The organism is Agromyces sp. ISL-38 (genome assembly GCF_018613935.1).
In the GTDB taxonomy this organism is placed as follows: domain Bacteria; phylum Actinomycetota; class Actinomycetes; order Actinomycetales; family Microbacteriaceae; genus Agromyces.
Genome location: NZ_JAGGPF010000009.1, coordinates 127,346 through 144,694, shown reverse-complemented (window position 1 = coordinate 144,694; position 17,349 = coordinate 127,346). Strand labels below are relative to the sequence as shown.

The window sequence follows — 17,349 nt, the reverse complement described above, 5'->3', positions numbered from 1 at the left end:
CTCATCACAGAAAGCACCGCATGACGTCTGCACGCCTCACCATCGATCCGCACTTCTCGGTCGGACCCATCAACCGCCGCATCTTCGGCTCCTTCGTGGAGCACCTCGGGCGATGCGTGTACGACGGGATCTACGAGCCGGGACATCCCACCGCTGACGACGAGGGGTTCCGCCAAGACGTCATCGACCTCGTCAAGGAGCTCGGCGTCTCGACCATCCGCTATCCGGGCGGCAATTTCGTCTCGGGGTTCCGCTGGGAGGACTCGGTCGGCCCGCGCGAAAAGCGCCCCCGCCGGCTCGACCTCGCGTGGCACTCGACCGAGACGAACGAGATCGGGCTGCACGAGTTCGCCTCGTGGCTCGACAAGGTCGACAGCGAGCTCATGCTCGCCGTGAACCTCGGCACGCGGGGCCCGCTCGAGGCGCTCGACCTGCTCGAGTACTCGAACATCGCGGGCGGTTCGGCGCTCGCCGACCAGCGCATCGCCAACGGCCGCACCGACGCGTTCGGCGTGAAGATGTGGTGCCTCGGCAATGAGATGGACGGCCCGTGGCAGCTCGGCCACCGCTCGGCCGACGACTACGGCAAGATCGCCTCGCAGACGGCGAAGGCGATGCGCCAGCTCGATCCCTCGGTCGAACTCGTCGTGTGCGGCTCGTCGAGCGCGCACATGCCCACGTTCGGCGAGTGGGAGCGCGTCGTGCTCACGCACACCTACGACGACGTCGACTACATCTCGTGCCACGCGTACTACGAGGAGAAGAACGGCGACCTCGGCTCGTTCCTCGCGTCGGCCGTCGACATGGACCACTTCATCGAGTCGGTCGTCGCCACTGCCGACCACGTGAAGGCCGTCGTCGGCAGCGACAAGACCATCGACATCTCGTTCGACGAGTGGAACGTCTGGTACATCGAGCGATTCCACAACGTCGACAAGATCGAGGGCATCGACAATTGGCCCGTCGCGCCCCGCCTCCTCGAAGACGTCTACTCGGTCGCCGACGCCGTGGTCTTCGGCAGCCTCATGATCTCGATGCTGAAGCACGCCGATCGCGTCACGAGTGCGTCGCTCGCGCAGCTCGTGAACGTGATCGCGCCCATCATGACCGAGCCCGGCGGCCCGGCATGGCGGCAGGCCACGTTCTTCCCGTTCGCGCTCACGTCGCAGCTCGCGACCGGCAGGGCGCTCGAGGTGAAGCTCGAAGCGCCCACGTACGAGACCGAGGTCTACGGCGTGGTGCCGCTCGTCGACGCGGTGGCGACGCACGACGCCGAGACGGGCCGAGCCGCGGTGTTCCTTGTGAACCGCAGCCAGGGCGAACCCGTCTCCGTGACCATAGACGTCTCGGCGCTCGGCGAGATCACGGTGCTCGACGCGCAGACCCTCGCCGACGACGACGTGTACGCGAAGAACACGCTCGATGAGCCCGAGCGCGTCGCCCTCCGCGCCAACGACAGCGCCGAGCTGGCCGAAGGGCAGCTCACCATCGTGCTGCCCGCCGTGTCGTGGACCGCCGTCTCGCTCGGCGCATGAGCCGCGGGGCGCGCCGATCGTCCATGACGGCGCGCCCCGCCATGTTCGCCGGCGCGCTGCTCTCGGTCGTCTCGCTCCTCGCGCTCGCCGCGTGCTCGAGCGGCGGCGCACGAGAGCTCACGGGCGACCTGTCGACGCACGATCCGGCGCTCGCCATCGACGACGGCACGAGCTACGTGTACTCGACGGGCAATGAGACCGTCTCCGACGGCAACATCCAGATCCGCAGTTCGACCGATGGCTCGACATGGCGCTACCGCGGCGAGGTGTGGCCCGAGAAGCCGGAGTGGCTCGACGAGGCGGTGCCTGGCGTGTCGAACCTCTGGGCGCCCGAACTCATCGAGCACGACGGCACGTGGTACCTCTACTACTCGGCGTCGACGTTCGGGTCGAACACCTCGGTGATCGCCCTGGCGACGAACGAGACGCTCGATCCCGACGCAGCGGAGTACGAGTGGGTCGACCGAGGGCCGGTGATCTCCTCGGCCCGTTCCGACGACTTCAATGCCATCGATCCGGGCATCGCCGTCGATGGCGACGGGCAGCCCTGGATGGCGTTCGGGTCGTTCTGGAGCGGCATCCGCATGGTGGCGTTGGAGTGGCCGAGCGGAACGCGAGCGGATGCCGCTGAGCCGCTGCGGCTCGCCGACCGCCAGGTGCCGCCCAACGCGATCGAAGCTCCGTACGTGGTCGAGCACGACGGCGAGTACTTCCTCTTCGTCTCGCGCGACTCGTGCTGCCGCGGACTCGAGAGCACCTACAACATCGCGGTCGGCCGCGCCGATGAGATCACCGGGCCCTACGTGGATCGCGACGGGGTGCCGCTCCTCGAGGGCGGCGGCACGCTCCTACTGGCAGCCGACGGCGATCGCGTCGGCCCGGGCGGCCAGTCGGTCGCAGGGGATACTCTCGCCGTGCACTACTACGATCGACGCTTGGACGGCGCGTTCCAGCTCGCCCTCGTCGAGCTCGAGTGGGACGCCGAGGGCTGGCCAGTGGCGCACTGGTGACGACCGGCTCGACGGGCACGGCGACGACCGATTCGAATGGGGAGCACGTGACGGAAGAACAGGTGGCGATGGCATCCGTCGGCAGCAATTGGGCGGGCAACCTCGCATACGGCGCTCGGGATGTCGCAGCGCCGTCGAGCGTCGACGAGCTCGCCGAGCTGCTGCAGGGCGCAGGCCCGTTCCGGCCGCTCGGAACGCGGCACGCCTTCAACGAGATCGCCGACACGACGGGCACGCTCGTCTCTACGGCGAACCTGCCTGAGATCGTCGAGATCGACGCCGACCGGCGCACGGTTCGCGTGTCGGCGGCGATCCGCTACGGCGACCTCGCCCCTCGACTCGCCTCGGCCGGCTGGGCACTCGCGAATCTCGCCTCCCTGCCGCACATCTCGGTGGCCGGCGCAGTCGCCACCGGCACGCACGGCTCGGGTGACAAGGTGGGCTCGCTCGCCTCGGCGGTCGCCGGCCTCGAACTCATCGACACCGACGGACGGCGCCATGAGCTTCGGCGTGGCGATCCCGACTTCGACGGCGCCGTCGTGAGCCTCGGCGCGCTCGGGGTCGTGACCGAGGTCGAGCTCGACATCGAGCCCGCCTTCGAGGTCGCGCAGACGGTCTACGAGGGCCTCGACTGGAACGAGGTGCTGGGCGATCTCGATGCCGTCACCTCCCTCGGCTACAGCGTGAGCCTCTTCACGAGCTGGCGCAGCGCCGACCGCATCGACCAGCTCTGGGTGAAGCACCGCACCGACCACGAGGAGCGCGACGTGCCATTCGTGCGGGCCACGCGCCCGCGGCATCCGCTCGAGGGCATCTCGGCCGAGCACACCACCGAGCAGCTCGGGGTCGCTGGGGCCTGGTTCGACCGGTTGCCGCACTTCCGACTCGACTTCACGCCGTCGAACGGCGAGGAGCTGCAATCCGAGTACCTCGTGCCGCGGGAGCACGCGGCCGCGGCCCTCGAGGCCGTGCGCGGGCTCGCCGACCGCATCGCGCCGCTCATCCACGTGACCGAGATCCGCACGGTCGCGGCCGACGAGCTCTGGCTGAGCAGCGCGTACGGCACCGGCGCCGTCGGCATCCACTTCACGTGGCGCCCGGTGCAGCCGGCGGTCGAGGCGTTCCTCCCCACGCTCGAGGCGGCGCTCGAGCCGTTCGGCGCGCGCCCGCACTGGGGCAAGCTCTTCACGATGCCGGGCGAACGGATGCCGCAGCTCTACCCGCGCTGGCACGACTTCGCGGCGCTCCGGGGTCGATTCGACCCGCGCGGCGCGCTGCGCAACCCCTTCCTCGAGCGCCTCGGGCTGTAGCGCGCTCGAGTCTGAGCGGTCACACCTGTCCCGGCGCGCCTATGCCGCCCGGCGCGCCCCGGCGCGCCCGTCCCGCCCGGCGCGCCTGTCGCCCGTCGCGCCCGTCCCGCCCGTCTCACCCGGGCCCTGATCCGGCGGATGAGGCAGAACTGAGCGGGCGACGGCGTGTCGCGGGTCGAACGACGGCGTGTCGAGCGTTCGTGCCTCATCCGCGGCGGCGTGCGCGAAGGTCGTGACGCTCCTCCTCAACAACCGGCGCGGGGAGACGTTTTCCCCAGCAGCGACTGGTGCGCGACATCCGCCGACCGGATGGCGCCACGGTGAGATGTGCCTGCGATCGAAGTCGTGCTCGCCGGGGTCGGCGAAGTCGCCCACGTGCGCACCCTGCGGCGCGCCGGTGTCACCGACGCGCAGATCCAGCGCGCGGCCGCGCACGGCCGTATCGAGCGAGTTCGCCCCGGGTGGTACGCGAGTCACCTTGCCGACGTGGACCAGTGGCGCGCGGTGCTTACGCGAAGCAAGATCGGATGCGTCTCGGCGCTCTCGAGGTTCGGCGTATGGTCGGGGTTCTCACAGGAGTTGCATCTGCACGTCCCGCGGAGTGCGTCGCATCTCGACGAGCGACCCGCCATCCCGGTGCGCGGTGCCTCGCTCGGGGTGTGGCATCCGCGCACGCCGGAGCGCCGGCGCGAGCATCGGTTCGTGCCGCTGAGTTCGAGTTCGAGCTCGAACTTGAAATCGAGCTCGAGCTCGAACTCGAACGCGAATCCGACGCAGGAACAGGAGCAGAAGCCACTCCGGCACTGGAGCATCGAGCGGCGCCCCGAATCCGCCCTCGATTGGATCGTGTCGCCGCACACGGCGCTGGCCCAGGCGATTCGCTGTCAGGATCGGGAGAACAGTGCTGCGGTCATCGACTCCGTGTTGCACGAACGGGTACTCGGCCTTCGAGAGGTGCGCTCGATCGTGCGCAGCCTCCCTCGCGGAGTTCACGATCGGATCGACGCCTACACCGGCCACCCGGAGTCAGGGGCAGAGAGCCTGTTCATTCGACGTCTCGTCGACGAGGGATTCGACGTGGTTCCGCAGTTCAACCTCGAACCGCATGGACGTTATGACGGGGTGATCAACGGCTGCGTGCTGTTCGAGGTAGATGGCCGCGGCTTTCACAATTCCGCCGAGCAGTTCCTCGACGATCGCGACCGCACGTTGGTCGGGCAGGCGTTTGGGATCCCGGTCGTGCGTCCGTCTGCGAAACACGTCTTCGAGCACTGGCCATCGACGCTCGCGACGGTCGAGCGTGTCGTTGCCGACGCCGAGATCGTTCGTGCCGCTCGATCCCTGCCGCCGATCGTCCTGCCTCGTCCCTGAGGTTGTTCGCTGCGCACTCGCCCCCTTGCCGGGTTGCCATGAGCGCTGTGCGCGCAGCGGATGAGGCAGAACCGGCCCGCTTGCGGCGTGTCGCCCTGCGACACACGGCGAGCAGCTCGGTTCTGCCTCATCCGCTGTTCGAAAGACAGACCGACGAGACGCGAGAGGAAGGGGCGGTCAGGGGAGGAGAGCAGACGGGAAGCATGCAGCGCATCCGGCATCGACGCGCCGGGCGCGCCACGATAGCGTCGTGGAATGCGGATCCTCCTCGTCGGCGCCGGCGGCGTCGGAGACGCCATTGCCAAGATCGCGGCCCGTCGCGGATTCTTCGAGCTCCTCGTCGTGAGCGACTACGACGAGTCGCGAGCGCAGCGCACGCTCGGCTGGATCCGCGCGAAGCACGGCGACGAGGTGGCCGCCCGTTTCGCCACGGCGCAGATCGATGCGAGCGACCCTGACATCGTCGCATCCGTCGCCCGCGAGCATGGCGCGACCCACGTGATGAACGCGGTCGAGCCGAAGTTCGTGCAGGCGATCTTCGCGGGCGCGCTCGCCGCGGGGGCCGACTACCTCGACATGGCGATGAGCCTCTCCGAGCCGCATCCGTCCGACCCCTATGCGCAGACCGGCGTGAAGCTCGGCGACGACCAGTTCGCGCAGACCACCGATTGGGATGCCGCGGGCCGCCTCGCCCTCGTCGGCATGGGAGTCGAGCCGGGCCTCTCCGACGTCTTCGCCCGGTTCGCCGCCGACCACCTGTTCAGCGAGATCGACGAGCTCGGTGTGCGCGACGGCGCGAATCTCGTCGTCACCGACGAGGAGGGCAACGAGGTCTTCGCGCCGTCGTTCTCGATCTGGACGACGATCGAGGAGTGCCTGAACCCGCCCGTTGTCTGGGAGGAGGAGGCCGGCTGGTTCACGACCCCGCCGTTCTCGGAGCCCGAGGTGTTCGAGTTCCCCGAGGGCATCGGCCCGGTCGAGTGCGTGAACGTCGAGCACGAGGAGGTGCTCCTCATGCCGCGCTGGATCGACGCGAAGCGCGTCACCTTCAAGTACGGGCTCGGTGCGGAGTTCATCAACGTGCTGCGCACGCTGCACCTGCTTGGCCTCGACTCGACGACGCCCGTGCGGGTGCGAAGTGACGACGGCCCCGTGCACGTCGCCCCGCGCGATGTCGTGGCCGCATCGCTGCCCGACCCGGCGACGATCGGGCCGCGGATGACGGGCAAGACGTGCGCCGGCCTGTGGGTCACGGGCACCGGCACCGACGGCGGCGCCCGCGAGGCGTACCTCTACCACGTGAGCGACAACGAGTGGACGATGCGCGAGTACGACGCCCAGTGCGTCGTGTGGCAGACCGCCCTGAACCCCGTCATCGCGCTCGAGCTGCTCGCCACCGGCGTCTGGCAGGGCCGCGGCGTGCTCGGCCCCGAGGCGTTCGACGCCGCGCCCTTCCTCGACCTCATGGCGCGACCCGAGTCCGACGGCGGCTACGGCCAGCCCTGGCATGTGGAGGATCGACTGGCGTGAATAGCGCGCTCGAGCGGGTGCCGGCCTCTCTCGTCGCCGAGGCCCAAGCGACGGCGGATGCCGCGGATGCTCGCGGCGGCATCCATACCCGCCCGGCCGATCCGAGCGAGCTCAGTGGCGTGCTCGCCCGCTTCGAGGCGACGTGGGGTGAGGGGCGCGGCCCCGATCGCTCGATGCTCCAGGCGCTCGAGCACGCCGGCAACACGCTGCTCGTCGCCGTGCCCGCAATCGAGTGGCCGGACGCCGCAACCCGGTGGCCGGATGTCGCTGCCGAGCGCGAGGTGCCCGGTGACACGCCGCTCGGCGCGACGCTCGGCTTCCTCGGCTGGACCGGCGGACTCCACCTGCACTCGCACATGAACGCCGTTGATCCCGGAGCCCGGGGGCGCGGCATCGGTGTCGCGCTGAAACTCCGCCAGCGCGCGGTCTGCCTCGCCCACGGCGTGACCGAGATGCGCTGGACCTACGATCCGCTGATTCGCCGCAATGCCCACCTGAACCTTGTTCGACTCGGCGCGGAGGTCGTCCGGTTCCTGCCCGACTTCTACGGCGAGTTGCGCGATGCGATCACCGGCGCCGACCGCAGCGACCGGTTCGAGGTGCTGTGGCGGCTCGACTCCCGGCGCGCCGCTCGGGCAGTCGCCCGCGGGCCGGTGCCCGAGTGGCGCGCCGAGGGCGGCCTTCCGCTCGTCGCCGACTTCGAGAGCGTGCGGGCCGAAGATCCCCTTGCCGCTGCACGCCTGCGCGATGCCTCACGCGAGGCGTTCGCTGCGCTCGCCGACGGCCGCGGCCTCCGTGCCGAGCTCGACGCGAACAACGACTACGTCTTCACCCGCGACGACCCCGATCGGGAGGCCTCATGACCGAGCCGACGAATGCTGCGCCCGACATCGGGCTCCCGCGCCTCGAGCGCATCGAGCTGCACCGCCTCGAGGTGCCGCTCGTGCGGCCGTTCGAGACGTCCTTCGGGCGCGAGACAGTGCGCGAGGTGCTGCTCGTGCGGGCCCTCACCGACCGGGGCGAGGGCTGGGGTGAGTGCGTCGCCGGCCGCGACCCGTTCTACTCGGGGGAGTACGTCGACGGCGCGGCATCCGTCATCGAGCGCTATCTCGCGCCTGCACTGTTGCGGCGCCACGTCGCGGAGTCCGTGGCCGACGGGCGTATGAGCGGCGTGCTCATCGACGACCCGTCTCACTCGATGGGCGTCTGGGTCGACGATCGGGAGCAGCACGTTGAGGACGATGCGCGGGCCGCCACCGCGGCAGGCGGTGCGACGGCGTCGATTGCGTCCATGCCGTTCGCGGCATCCGTCTCGAGGACGCTCGCGTTCGTCGCCGGCCACCGCATGGCGAAGGGGGCCCTCGAGGCCGCGGTGCTCGATGCCGAACTCCGCGCCCAGGTGCGTTCGATGGGCGAGGCGTTCGGCGCCGTGCGCGACTGGGTCGACTGCGGCGTCTCGGTGGGCATCGCGCCCTCGCTCGACGAGCTGCTCGACGAGGTCGCGGGGTACGTCGAGCAGGGCTACCGGCGCATCAAGCTGAAGATCAAGCCCGGGTGGGACCTCGTGCCGGTCGGCGCCGTGCGCGAGCTCCTCGGCCGCGACGGGCTGCTGCAGGTCGACGCGAACACGGCCTACACGGCCGACGACATCCCGTTGCTCGCGAGCCTCGACGCGTTCGGCCTGCTGCTCATCGAGCAGCCGTTCGCCGAGGAGGACCTCGCCACCCACGTCCGCCTCGCGGAGGCGTGCGAGACTCCCGTCTGCCTCGACGAATCGATCCTCGACGTCGGCACGGCGGTCGATGCGATCGGTCGCGGCGCCACTTCGGTCGTGAACATCAAGCCAGGTCGCATGGGCGGCTACCTCGAGGCGCTGCGCGTGCACGACGCGTGCGTGGCGCTCGACGTTCCGGTCTGGTGCGGCGGCATGCTCGAGACGGGCGTGGGCCGCGCCGCCAACGTCGCGCTCGCTGCGCTGCCCGGATTCCTCCTCCCCGGCGACACGTCGGCCTCGTCGCGCTACTACGCCGAAGACGTCACCGAGCCGTTCGTGCTGGGCTCTGGCGAGCATCGCGGCCAGCTGCGGGTTCCGGATGCCCCGGGCACCGGCGTCACCGTGCGCGAGGAGCTCGTGCGCGAGTGGGCGGTCGCCCCGCCCGTCGTGCTCACGCGCTGACCTGCGCCGCGCTCACCTCGCGAGCGCCGCGGCGCGTTCGCCGATGCGGGCGACGGATGCCGCGCGCTCCGCGTCACCGTCGAGCGCCGACCACGTCGACGAGAGGGCGCACCACGCGATGAGCCACCGTGCGAATCGCTCGGGCGGCAGCGCCGCGGAATCCGCCACCTGCGCGAGCCGGGACTCGAGGCGGCCGGGCTCGAGCGCGAACTCAGGCGAGGGGTTGCAGCACAGGTTCGCGTAGTCGAACGCACGCTCGCCGAGGAGCGCCTTCGGATCGATCGCGAGCCAGCCGCGCTCGCCGAAGTCGAGCACGTTGGCGTGGTGCACGTCGCCGTGCAGTGCCACGACGTCACGTTCGTCGTCGAGGAGTGCCAGGGCGATGTCCGCGCCGCGCCGATGGAACGCCGTGAGGCCGTCGGCCTGCGCGAAGAGGTCGCGGAACCAGGTGCGAAGTGGCACGAGCTCTGGCGGCTCGGGGGAGTCGAGCACATCGGCGGATGCCGCGTGCAACACGGCTGCGGTCTCGCAGAGCACGTCGGTGGCAGCTGCATCCGACCCCGACACCGACAGGTGCGCGAGCGATCGCGGACCGGTCGCCCGCTCCATCAACACGGCGTCGCCCTCATGTTCGAGCACGCGGGCGGCGCCGTGGCCCGACCACGCGGCGAGGAGCAGAGAGCCGCGCTGCTCCTCGTCGATGTGCGAGATCTTCAGCATCACGGCCTGCCCGGTGGCCGTGTGCGCGGGTGCGAGCGTCGAGGTCTCGGTCTGGAACACAGCGCCGTCGAGGCTGAGGCGCCAGCGTTCCAGCCATTCCGTCGCGACGGCGAGATCCGTCGTCGTTCCGTCCTCGGCGGGCCGGAGGGCGTCGTGGGGCATGTTCAGGCCTTCCCGGCCCACGGGTCGTAGTCGACCTCGAGCTCCTCCTGCTTCGGCCGTTCAGTCTCGGGAACGTGCTGGAGGTTCACCCGGATGCGATACCAGAGCGAGCTCGAGCCGCGCATGCCGTCGACGAGCACATCGGCGGGCTGCAGGAGCGGCACGACGCCGGGGTGCTTGGCCTTCCAGCGTTCGAGTCCTTCGAGCGCCTCGGGCTTCGTCTCGGCCCGTGCGATCTCGATGAGCGGCATCGTGGACTTCCTGCGACCGGAGCCGTCTGACGACGTCGGCGCCTTCTCGGCCGGGCCGAGCTCCTCCGCGAGGCGGAGGAGGGCGTCGAGGCTGCCGGCGGCGTCGTCGATCCCGGATGCCGCATCACCGCGCTCCTCGAATCGGCGCAGCACCGCCGGCACCGTGAATTGCTCCGGGCTGCTGCCGCGCACCTCAGCCCAATCGAGCGGGGTGGACACGCGTGCGTCGGGAAGGGCGCGAACGGAGTAGGCCGAGGCGACGGTGCGGTCCTTCGCGTTCTGGTTGAAGTCGACGAAGACGCTCTCGCCGCGCTCCTCCTTCCACCACCTCGCGCTCGCGAGGCCGGGGGCGCGATTCTCGATCTCGCGGGCGAGGGTCTCGGCAGCGAGCCGCACGTCGTGGTAGCTCCAGCGCGGCTCGATGCGCGCGTAGATGTGCATGCCGCGGGAGCCGGACGTCTTGGGCCAGCCGATCAGGCCGTGATCGGCGAGCACCTCCCGCGCGATGAGGGCGACGTCGACGATCTGGGCCCACTCGACGCCCGGCATCGGGTCGAGGTCGACTCGCAGCTCGTCGGGATGATCGAGGTCCTCGGCGCGCACCGGGTGCGGGTTGAGGTCGATGCATCCGAGGTTCACGACCCACGCCAGCGCCGCGGCGTCGTTCACGACGACCTCTTCGGCCGAGTTACCCGAGGCGTAGTGGAGTGTCGCCGTCTCGATCCACTCGGGCCGCTTCTCGGGGGCCCGCTTCTGGAAGAACGCCTCATGGTCGATGCCCTTGACGAATCGCTTGAGCACCATCGGCCGGCCGGCTGCACCGCGAAGCGCACCGTCGGCCACCGCGAGGTAGTACCTCACGAGGTCGAGTTTGGTGAGGCCCGGCTCGGGGAACACGATCTTCTCGGGGCTCGAGACGCGCACCTCTCGGCCGCCGATCTCCAGCACTTCAGCCGCGCTCGTCTTCGGGCTCACGCTTTCACTCTATGGCGGGGTGCGCGGAAAGGGGAGGCCCTTCCGGGCCCCGGGGGCTGATCGTCTCAGCGCGTCGCCGTCGCGGCTTCCGCGTAGCGACGCGGCGTCTCGCCGATCACGGCGCGGAACTCGCGGGTGAGGTGCGCCTGGTCGGCGAATCCGAGTGACGCGGCGAGGTCGGCGAGCGCCGGAGCATCGGGAGCTGCCAGTGCCGCCGCGGCCTCCTGCATCCGGTAGCGGCGGATGAGCCACTTCGGCGTGAGCCCGAGCTGCTCGCGCACGAGGCGCTGCAGCGATCGGAGGCCGAGACCGCTCGCCCGGGCGAGGTCTTCCGCCCGAAGGATCGTGCGGTCGGTCTCGGCGAGCTCGACGACGCGGCGCACGAGCAGTGAGTCGTCGTCGAGCGTGAGGTCTTGCGCCACCATCCACGATTCGAACGCCGAGCGGGCGGCCTCGTCGTCGCCTGTCGCGACCGACCTGCGGATCGCGTCGACCAGCGCCGCGGCATCCGTCACCCTCAGCTCTTCGATCGCGACCGAAGCGCCGATGAGGGCTCGCATCGGGCCTGCCACGAACAGCCGTGCGACGCCCGGTTGGAGGAGCGCGCCGAACGCCCACCCCGTGCCCTCGAGGCGACGGTGCCCGCGGCCGAGCTCGGGGCCGTGCAGGGCCGCGGCGCCCGCCTCGATCACGAGATTCGCCGAGGGGTACTCGAGCACGCCCTGTTCGACGACGACGCCGGGCGGAAGACTCCAGCGGGGAATCCAGATGTGGCGCACGAGTTCCGCGACATCGGGCGCCACGGCCAGGCGAGAGAGGCGAACCGGGGCACCATCGTCGGCCTCCCGGTCGGCGATGGCCGGATGCGGCGCGAGCCCCGGCTGCCCGGCGGGCGACGCGAGCACGCCCTTCACGGCCGGCACGCCCGCGCGCGTTCGCCAGTAGTCGTCAGTCGTCGCGGCAGGCATAGCGCAAGTATCGCGCCGACCACCGATGTCGCGTTTGTGCAAGACCGGGACGCTGCGGCATCCGTAGCGTCGGGGTCATGAACCAGGAGGGCAACATGCAGGACTTCGAGATGACCATTTACATCAAGGCCGACCCGCAGGTCGTGTGGGACGCGATCACGGGTGACGAGGGCAACAGGGCGGTGATGTTCGGCTCGGTCATGCGCGGCGCACTCGTGCCGGGCGGCCGCTACGAGTTCGTCGGGCCGGGGGAGAGCGGCGACGAGACCGTGCACGTCTACGGTGAAGTGCTCGAGGCGGAGCCCGGAGCGGTGCTGAGCCTCAGCGAACATCCCGGACCGGTCTACCGGGAGAACCACGCCGAGCTGACGAGCCGCATGACCTGGCGGCTCGAATCGGCCGGCGATCGGCTCACGAAGGCCACGTTCACGAATGACGAGTGGAGCGAGGGGCATCCGTCGCAGGCGGAGAGCGCCGCGACGTGGCCGATGGTGCTCTCGAGCTTCAAGTCGTGGATCGAGACGGGGGAGGCGATCCCGCTCGGGTAGCGATGTGATCCTGCTCGGGTAGCAATGTGGGGAGGGCGACGGATGCCGGTGGGCGGGCCGCCCGGCTATCGGGCGAGCTCGCCCGCCGCATCCGGAGCTCTCGGACGGCGCCGTTCGGTGGGCAGGATACTGCCGAAATCATGGCAACTCGGGATCTCAACGATTCCGTCGTGAGTCATTCGGCAGCATTCTGCCGAACTGCCGAGCCGAGGCGAATCAACGGAATTCGGCAGAACCGTGCCGGAACCATCGTCGGACCGACACGGTAAGGTTGTGCGACCTCAGCCAAGAGAGAGCAGGAACGGATGCGTCGCGTTCTCGACATCCGGATCGTTCGGTGGGAGTTCAAGGCGCTCTACGTCGTGGGCGTGATCCTCCTCGGGTGGGTGATTGCGGGCCTTCTGCGGATGTCCGGCCTGGCGGGCATCGGCGTCGTGCTCATCTCCGCCGTCATCGACTTCGGTGTGCTGCTCCTCGGCGCGCGGATCTTCCGCGGCCGCGGCGAGGCAGTCGAGCCACCGCGAGCGTGGTGGCGCATGACCGCCCGACCGGCCTTGAGTCGGCGGCTCGGGATCCTCTTCGTCGTGTTGTCGCTGTGCAACGTCGCGACGGTCGTCTTCACGGCGACGGGCGTCTCCGCACCGGTGCCTGACCTCGGCGGCGCCGACGTGTTCGTCTATTCGTTCGCCATCGTCGAGTACGCCGTCGTCGCATACCTCTATCTGAACTCGGCGATTCGACTGAAGCGGCTCGGCGTGCCAGCCAGGGAACCGAAGCCTCCCAAGGAGCCGACGTTCCGTCCGCCCGTCAAGCTGAAGCCCTGACCGACGACGCGAACCTCGGTGGAGCGGTGGATGCCCTGGCGCCGGCGCTTGCCCAGCCGCGGATGAGGCAGGATCGGGCCGACACGCCGGTGCGCAGGCACGACGCGCCGCGCGCCGCGCGATTCTGCCTCATCCGCCGCGCGATTGCCCGGTCGTAGGATCGGCTCATGGCCGATGACGCGGTGACGCGAGCTCAAGAGGCGGCCGCCGCTGCGGCCGAGGCAGCCGAAGCGCTGCAGGTGCAGGCGCAGGAGGCCATCAAGAAGGCCGAGGAGGCCGCGGAACTCGCCCGCGCTGCGCTCGAGGCGCAGCAGCAGGCGACGGAGCCGCGCGTCGAGGCCACTCCTGTCGATGGTGGTTTCGATGCGCCTGCTTCGCGGGCTACTCAACCACCGGCGGGTGGTTTCGATGCGCCTGGGTCGCAGGCTACTCAACCACCGGCCGGCCCGCTCGATGCCGACCAGATCGCGGCGATCAAGAGCGGCTACGCGTTCGAGGGCGCTGCCCTCGAGATGGGCGCACTCGTGAACGGCGAGGCGATGCCGGATGTCCCGGTGCGCATCCCGCTCGCGATGACGAACCGGCACGGACTCGTCGCGGGCGCCACCGGCACGGGCAAGACGCGCACGCTCCAGGTGCTTGCCGAGCAGCTCGCCGCGGCGGGTGTGGCGGTGTTCGCTGCCGACATCAAGGGCGACCTCTCGGGCATGGCGACCCCCGGTGAAGGTAACGAGAAGCTGCTGCAACGCACGGAGGGCATCGGGCAGGCGTGGGCCGCGGCATCCTTCCCGGTCGAATTCTTCTCGCTCGGCGGCATCGGCAAGGGCGTGCCGATCAGGGCTACCGTGGCCGGGTTCGGGCCGCTCCTGCTCAGCAAGGTGCTCGGACTCAACGACACGCAGGAGTCGAGTCTCGGCCTCGTCTTCCACTACGCCGAGAACGCCGGCCTCGCCCTGCTCGACCTCGCCGACCTGCGCGCGGTGCTGCAGTACCTCGTGAGCGAAGAGGGGAAGGGCGAGCTCGAGGGCCTCGGCGGCCTCGCCAAGGCGACGGTCGGCGTCATCCTCCGCGAGCTCGTCACGTTCGCCGAGGCCGGCGCCGACGTGTTCTTCGGCGAACCCGAGATCGACACCGTCGAGTTCCTGCGCGTGGCATCCGACGGTCGCGGCATCGTGAGTCTGCTCGAGGTGCCCGGCGTCGTCGACCGGCCCGCGCTCTACTCGACGTTCCTCATGTGGCTGCTCGCCGACCTCTTCAACGACCTTCCCGAGGTCGGCGACCTCGACCAGCCGAAGCTCGTCTTCTTCTTCGATGAGGCGCACCTGCTCTTCAACGGCGCCTCGAAGGACTTCCTCGCGCAAGTGGTGCAGACCGTGCGCCTCATCCGTTCGAAGGGCGTCGGCATCTTCTTCGTCACCCAGACGCCGAAAGACGTGCCGGCCGACGTGCTCGCCCAGCTCGGCTCGCGCGTGCAGCACCAACTCCGGGCGTTCACTCCGGATGACGCGAAGGCGCTGCGGGCGACGGTGTCGACCTACCCGAGGTCGGGCTACGACCTCGAGGAGGTGCTCACGACGCTCGGTACCGGCGAGGCGATCGTCACCGTCATGAACGAGAAGGGCGCACCCAGCCCGGTCGCCTGGACTCGCCTGCGCGCCCCGCAAGCGCTCATGAGCCCATCGGCGGATGCCGCGATCGACGCGCTCATCGGCGCCTCGCCGCTGCTCCCGAAGTACGGCACCCCGCTCGACCGCGAGAGCGCGGGCGAGATCCTCACGGCGAAGATGAACGAGGCGGCGGCTGCGGCGAAGGCGGCGGATGACGCGGCCGCGAAGGCGGAGGCCGATGCCGAGTTTGCGAAGCAGCAGGCGGCCATCGAGAAGCAGCAGGAGAAGGAGCGCAGGGCGGCGCAAGCCGAGTACGAGCGGCTCATGAAGCGCACCTCGGGCACGTCGCATTCGTCGCGTTCGTCAGGGTCGAGCTCGCGCTCGACTTCGCGCTCGACGGGCGGGTCGAAGTCGACGCTCGAGCAGGTGCTCGGCTCCAAGGCGGCCCGCGACGTGCTCACGACCGTCGTCGAGGGCATCTTCGGCACGAGGCGGCGCAAGTGAGCGCCGAGCGAACGGATGCCCCGACGAGGGCGGCGGGCGCGCCGCATCCGCTGATCCGCCGCTACCAGCCAGCCGACCGCCACGGCATCGCCGAGGTGTGCCTGCGCACCGCGGCAAGCGGCGGCGACGCCACCGGCGTGTACTCGGACGACACGCTCATGCCCGAGGTCTTCGCGCTGCCGTACGTGGAGTATGCCCCCGAGCTCACCTTCGTCGTGAGCGACGGGCACCGCGTGCTTGGCTATGTGCTCGGCGTGGCCGACACAGCGGCATTCGTCGAGTGGTGGCGGCATGAATGGGCGCCGGAGTTCCGGAAGCGGCATCCGGCGCCGGGCCCGCTAACCGGGCGCGACCCGAAATTCTCCGAGGAGGAGCTCATCCAGGCGGGGCTCGACCCTGACCGTATGCTCATCGCCGAGCTCGACGACTACCCGGCGCACCTGCACATCGACCTGTTGCCCGAACTGCAGGGGCAGGGGTTCGGGCGCAAGCTCATCGACGTGTTCCGGGCGGCGCTCGCGAGCCGTGGGGTGCCGGCCGTGCACCTCGGACTGGATGCCGCCAGCACGAGCGCTCGCGCGTTCTACGACCGGCTCGGGTTCCGCGAGCTGCCCTCGAGTCGGCCCGATGCGCCGCTGCTCGGCATCGCGACGCGCTGACGCGCCCGGCCATCGCGACGGCCGACGGGCTGACGGGCTGAAGCGCTGAAGTGCTGAAGCGCTGAAGTGCGATTCGACCCCTACGTCAGCGTGACCGGAGGGCGGGCGAGCGAGCGACGCTCGAACCAGTAGAGCAACTGGGGGTCGGTCCGGCGCAGTTCGGCGAGCGTCACGGGCTCGTCGCGCATCGTCTCCTCGACGCCGAGGATGGGAGCGACACGCGCCATCGTGGGCTCGTCCCAGAACCGGCCTCGCATGCGGAACGAGCAACGGCCGTCGCGGCACACCACGAACAGCTGATCGGTCGTGTCGAGGCTGTTCGAGCGGTAGAGATGCACGCGAACCACGCCGGTGATGTCGCGCGCAGCGACCACGGAGATGAAACCGAAGAAGCCGCGCTCGACGATGCCGTACCTGCTGAGCCACGCCTTCGTGCGCCGATACGCGACCCAGGCCGTCACGAAGAGGAGCCCGACGACCACCGCCGATACGGCGACGAACGGCCACGCGCCGAGCGGATCGAGTACCCAGAGCAGCACGGTCAGGAGCGGCAGGAAGAGCGTGACGATCGGGAGGCCGATGCTCCACCCGAGAGTGCGACGCGGCCTCAGGGTCGAAACCCTGAGGCCCTCGCCCCCTACTGTCGCCGGTCCGGTGGAGACGCCCCCCGTGTCCCCACTCTGCATCTCCACCCGCGCCGTTGACATCTCTCACATCATGGGGCGCAGGCGGGAAGCCGCGCTATTCGGCATTAAGGAGGACACGTCCGCGCGCGATGGGGAAACAGCTCCGCCGCGGGCATCAGAACATGCTCGCGGCGGAGGTCAACTGGCGGAGGATGGGGGATTCGAACCCCCGAGGGCTTGCACCCAACACGCTTTCCAAGCGTGCGCCATAGGCCACTAGGCGAATCCTCCACGGGGCGCGGCACTCGAAAGCGCGTGCGACCTCATGAAATCGTACCCGACTTCCGAACCCCCGCCGTTCGCGCGATCGGTCGAGCAATGCCGGAGGACTCCACCTGAGCTCGAGAACGGGTAGAATGGACGACGGCTCCCCGCGTGGCGCCATCCAGGCCAACTCCCCCAGGGCGGAAACGCAGCAAGGGTAACCCGGCTCTGGCGGGTGCGCGGGGGGTCTTTTCCGTTTCACGGAGCGGATGCCGCGACGTCCGCACCGTCGGGCGGATTCCCAGTCCT

The 17,349-nt window shown here is 70.0% G+C and carries 15 protein-coding genes, 1 tRNA gene and 1 other RNA gene; 12 read left to right on the top strand and 5 right to left on the bottom strand.

The window, feature by feature from the left end:
* The first annotated feature begins 20 nt into the window (after window positions 1-20).
* The 7 genes from J7E25_RS08095 (at window position 21) to menC (ending at window position 8,932) form a co-directional block, all read left to right on the top strand.
* Complete coding sequence (locus tag J7E25_RS08095; RefSeq protein WP_214869592.1) at window positions 21-1,535, top strand: alpha-N-arabinofuranosidase; 1,515 nt, start codon at window positions 21-23, stop codon at window positions 1,533-1,535.
* Window positions 1,536-1,558: 23 nt separating this feature from the next.
* Window positions 1,559-2,545, top strand: coding sequence for an arabinan endo-1,5-alpha-L-arabinosidase (locus J7E25_RS08090; RefSeq protein WP_251038883.1), 987 nt, complete (start codon window positions 1,559-1,561; stop codon window positions 2,543-2,545).
* Between the two features lie 47 nt (window positions 2,546-2,592).
* Window positions 2,593-3,855, top strand: coding sequence for a D-arabinono-1,4-lactone oxidase (locus J7E25_RS08085; protein ID WP_308164436.1), 1,263 nt, complete (start codon window positions 2,593-2,595; stop codon window positions 3,853-3,855).
* 327 nt (window positions 3,856-4,182) lie between these two features.
* Window positions 4,183-5,226: a hypothetical protein gene (locus tag J7E25_RS08080; RefSeq protein ID WP_214869588.1), complete on the top strand. Its 1,044-nt coding sequence runs from the start codon at window positions 4,183-4,185 to the stop codon at window positions 5,224-5,226.
* A gap of 255 nt (window positions 5,227-5,481) precedes the next feature.
* Complete coding sequence (locus tag J7E25_RS08075; RefSeq protein WP_214869586.1) at window positions 5,482-6,756, top strand: saccharopine dehydrogenase family protein; 1,275 nt, start codon at window positions 5,482-5,484, stop codon at window positions 6,754-6,756.
* A complete protein-coding gene (locus J7E25_RS08070; protein WP_214869585.1) occupies window positions 6,753-7,619 on the top strand; it encodes a hypothetical protein in 867 nt (288 codons plus the stop codon). The genes J7E25_RS08075 and J7E25_RS08070 overlap by 4 nt, the downstream gene beginning before the upstream one ends.
* The gene (menC, locus tag J7E25_RS08065) at window positions 7,616-8,932 is read left to right on the top strand and encodes an o-succinylbenzoate synthase (protein WP_251038882.1); all 1,317 of its coding nucleotides are present in this window, start codon (window positions 7,616-7,618) and stop codon (window positions 8,930-8,932) included. The genes J7E25_RS08070 and menC overlap by 4 nt, the downstream gene beginning before the upstream one ends.
* A gap of 12 nt (window positions 8,933-8,944) precedes the next feature.
* Here the strand turns inward: menC and J7E25_RS08060 are convergent, their stop codons facing one another.
* The 3 genes from J7E25_RS08060 to J7E25_RS08050 all read right to left on the bottom strand — a co-directional run bounded on the left by J7E25_RS08060 (window position 8,945) and on the right by J7E25_RS08050 (window position 12,008).
* The gene (locus tag J7E25_RS08060; RefSeq protein ID WP_214869583.1) at window positions 8,945-9,814 is read right to left on the bottom strand and encodes an aminoglycoside phosphotransferase family protein; all 870 of its coding nucleotides are present in this window, start codon (window positions 9,812-9,814) and stop codon (window positions 8,945-8,947) included.
* A gap of 2 nt (window positions 9,815-9,816) precedes the next feature.
* Entirely contained in the window at window positions 9,817-11,040 is a 1,224-nt protein-coding gene (gene ligD / locus J7E25_RS08055; RefSeq protein ID WP_214869581.1) for a non-homologous end-joining DNA ligase, read from the bottom strand.
* A 65-nt stretch (window positions 11,041-11,105) separates the two neighbouring features.
* Window positions 11,106-12,008, bottom strand: coding sequence for a helix-turn-helix domain-containing protein (locus J7E25_RS08050; protein ID WP_214869580.1), 903 nt, complete (start codon window positions 12,006-12,008; stop codon window positions 11,106-11,108).
* Between the two features lie 77 nt (window positions 12,009-12,085).
* Here J7E25_RS08050 and J7E25_RS08045 point away from each other — a divergent pair, with 77 nt between their 5' ends.
* From J7E25_RS08045 to J7E25_RS08030, 4 genes are all read left to right on the top strand, one after another.
* On the top strand, window positions 12,086-12,556 hold the full coding sequence (locus J7E25_RS08045; RefSeq protein WP_214869578.1) for an SRPBCC domain-containing protein: 471 nt from the start codon (window positions 12,086-12,088) through the stop codon (window positions 12,554-12,556).
* A gap of 305 nt (window positions 12,557-12,861) precedes the next feature.
* Window positions 12,862-13,380 carry a hypothetical protein gene (locus J7E25_RS08040; protein WP_214869576.1) on the top strand — a complete coding sequence of 173 codons (519 nt, stop codon included), beginning with the start codon at window positions 12,862-12,864 and terminating at the stop codon, window positions 13,378-13,380.
* A 167-nt stretch (window positions 13,381-13,547) separates the two neighbouring features.
* Window positions 13,548-15,491, top strand: coding sequence for a helicase HerA-like domain-containing protein (locus J7E25_RS08035; RefSeq protein ID WP_214869574.1), 1,944 nt, complete (start codon window positions 13,548-13,550; stop codon window positions 15,489-15,491).
* Window positions 15,488-16,150, top strand: coding sequence for a GNAT family N-acetyltransferase (locus tag J7E25_RS08030; protein ID WP_308164435.1), 663 nt, complete (start codon window positions 15,488-15,490; stop codon window positions 16,148-16,150). Before J7E25_RS08035 ends, J7E25_RS08030 begins: the two co-directional genes overlap by 4 nt.
* Before the next feature lie 80 nt (window positions 16,151-16,230).
* Here J7E25_RS08030 and J7E25_RS08025 read toward each other — a convergent pair whose 3' ends face one another.
* Entirely contained in the window at window positions 16,231-16,857 is a 627-nt protein-coding gene (locus J7E25_RS08025) for a hypothetical protein (protein ID WP_214869572.1), read from the bottom strand.
* Window positions 16,858-16,979: 122 nt separating this feature from the next.
* Window positions 16,980-17,067, bottom strand: a tRNA-Ser gene (locus J7E25_RS08020).
* Between the two features lie 131 nt (window positions 17,068-17,198).
* Here J7E25_RS08020 and ffs point away from each other — a divergent pair.
* Window positions 17,199-17,295, top strand: an RNA gene (ffs, locus tag J7E25_RS08015) — signal recognition particle sRNA small type.
* Window positions 17,296-17,349: the final 54 nt, after the last annotated feature.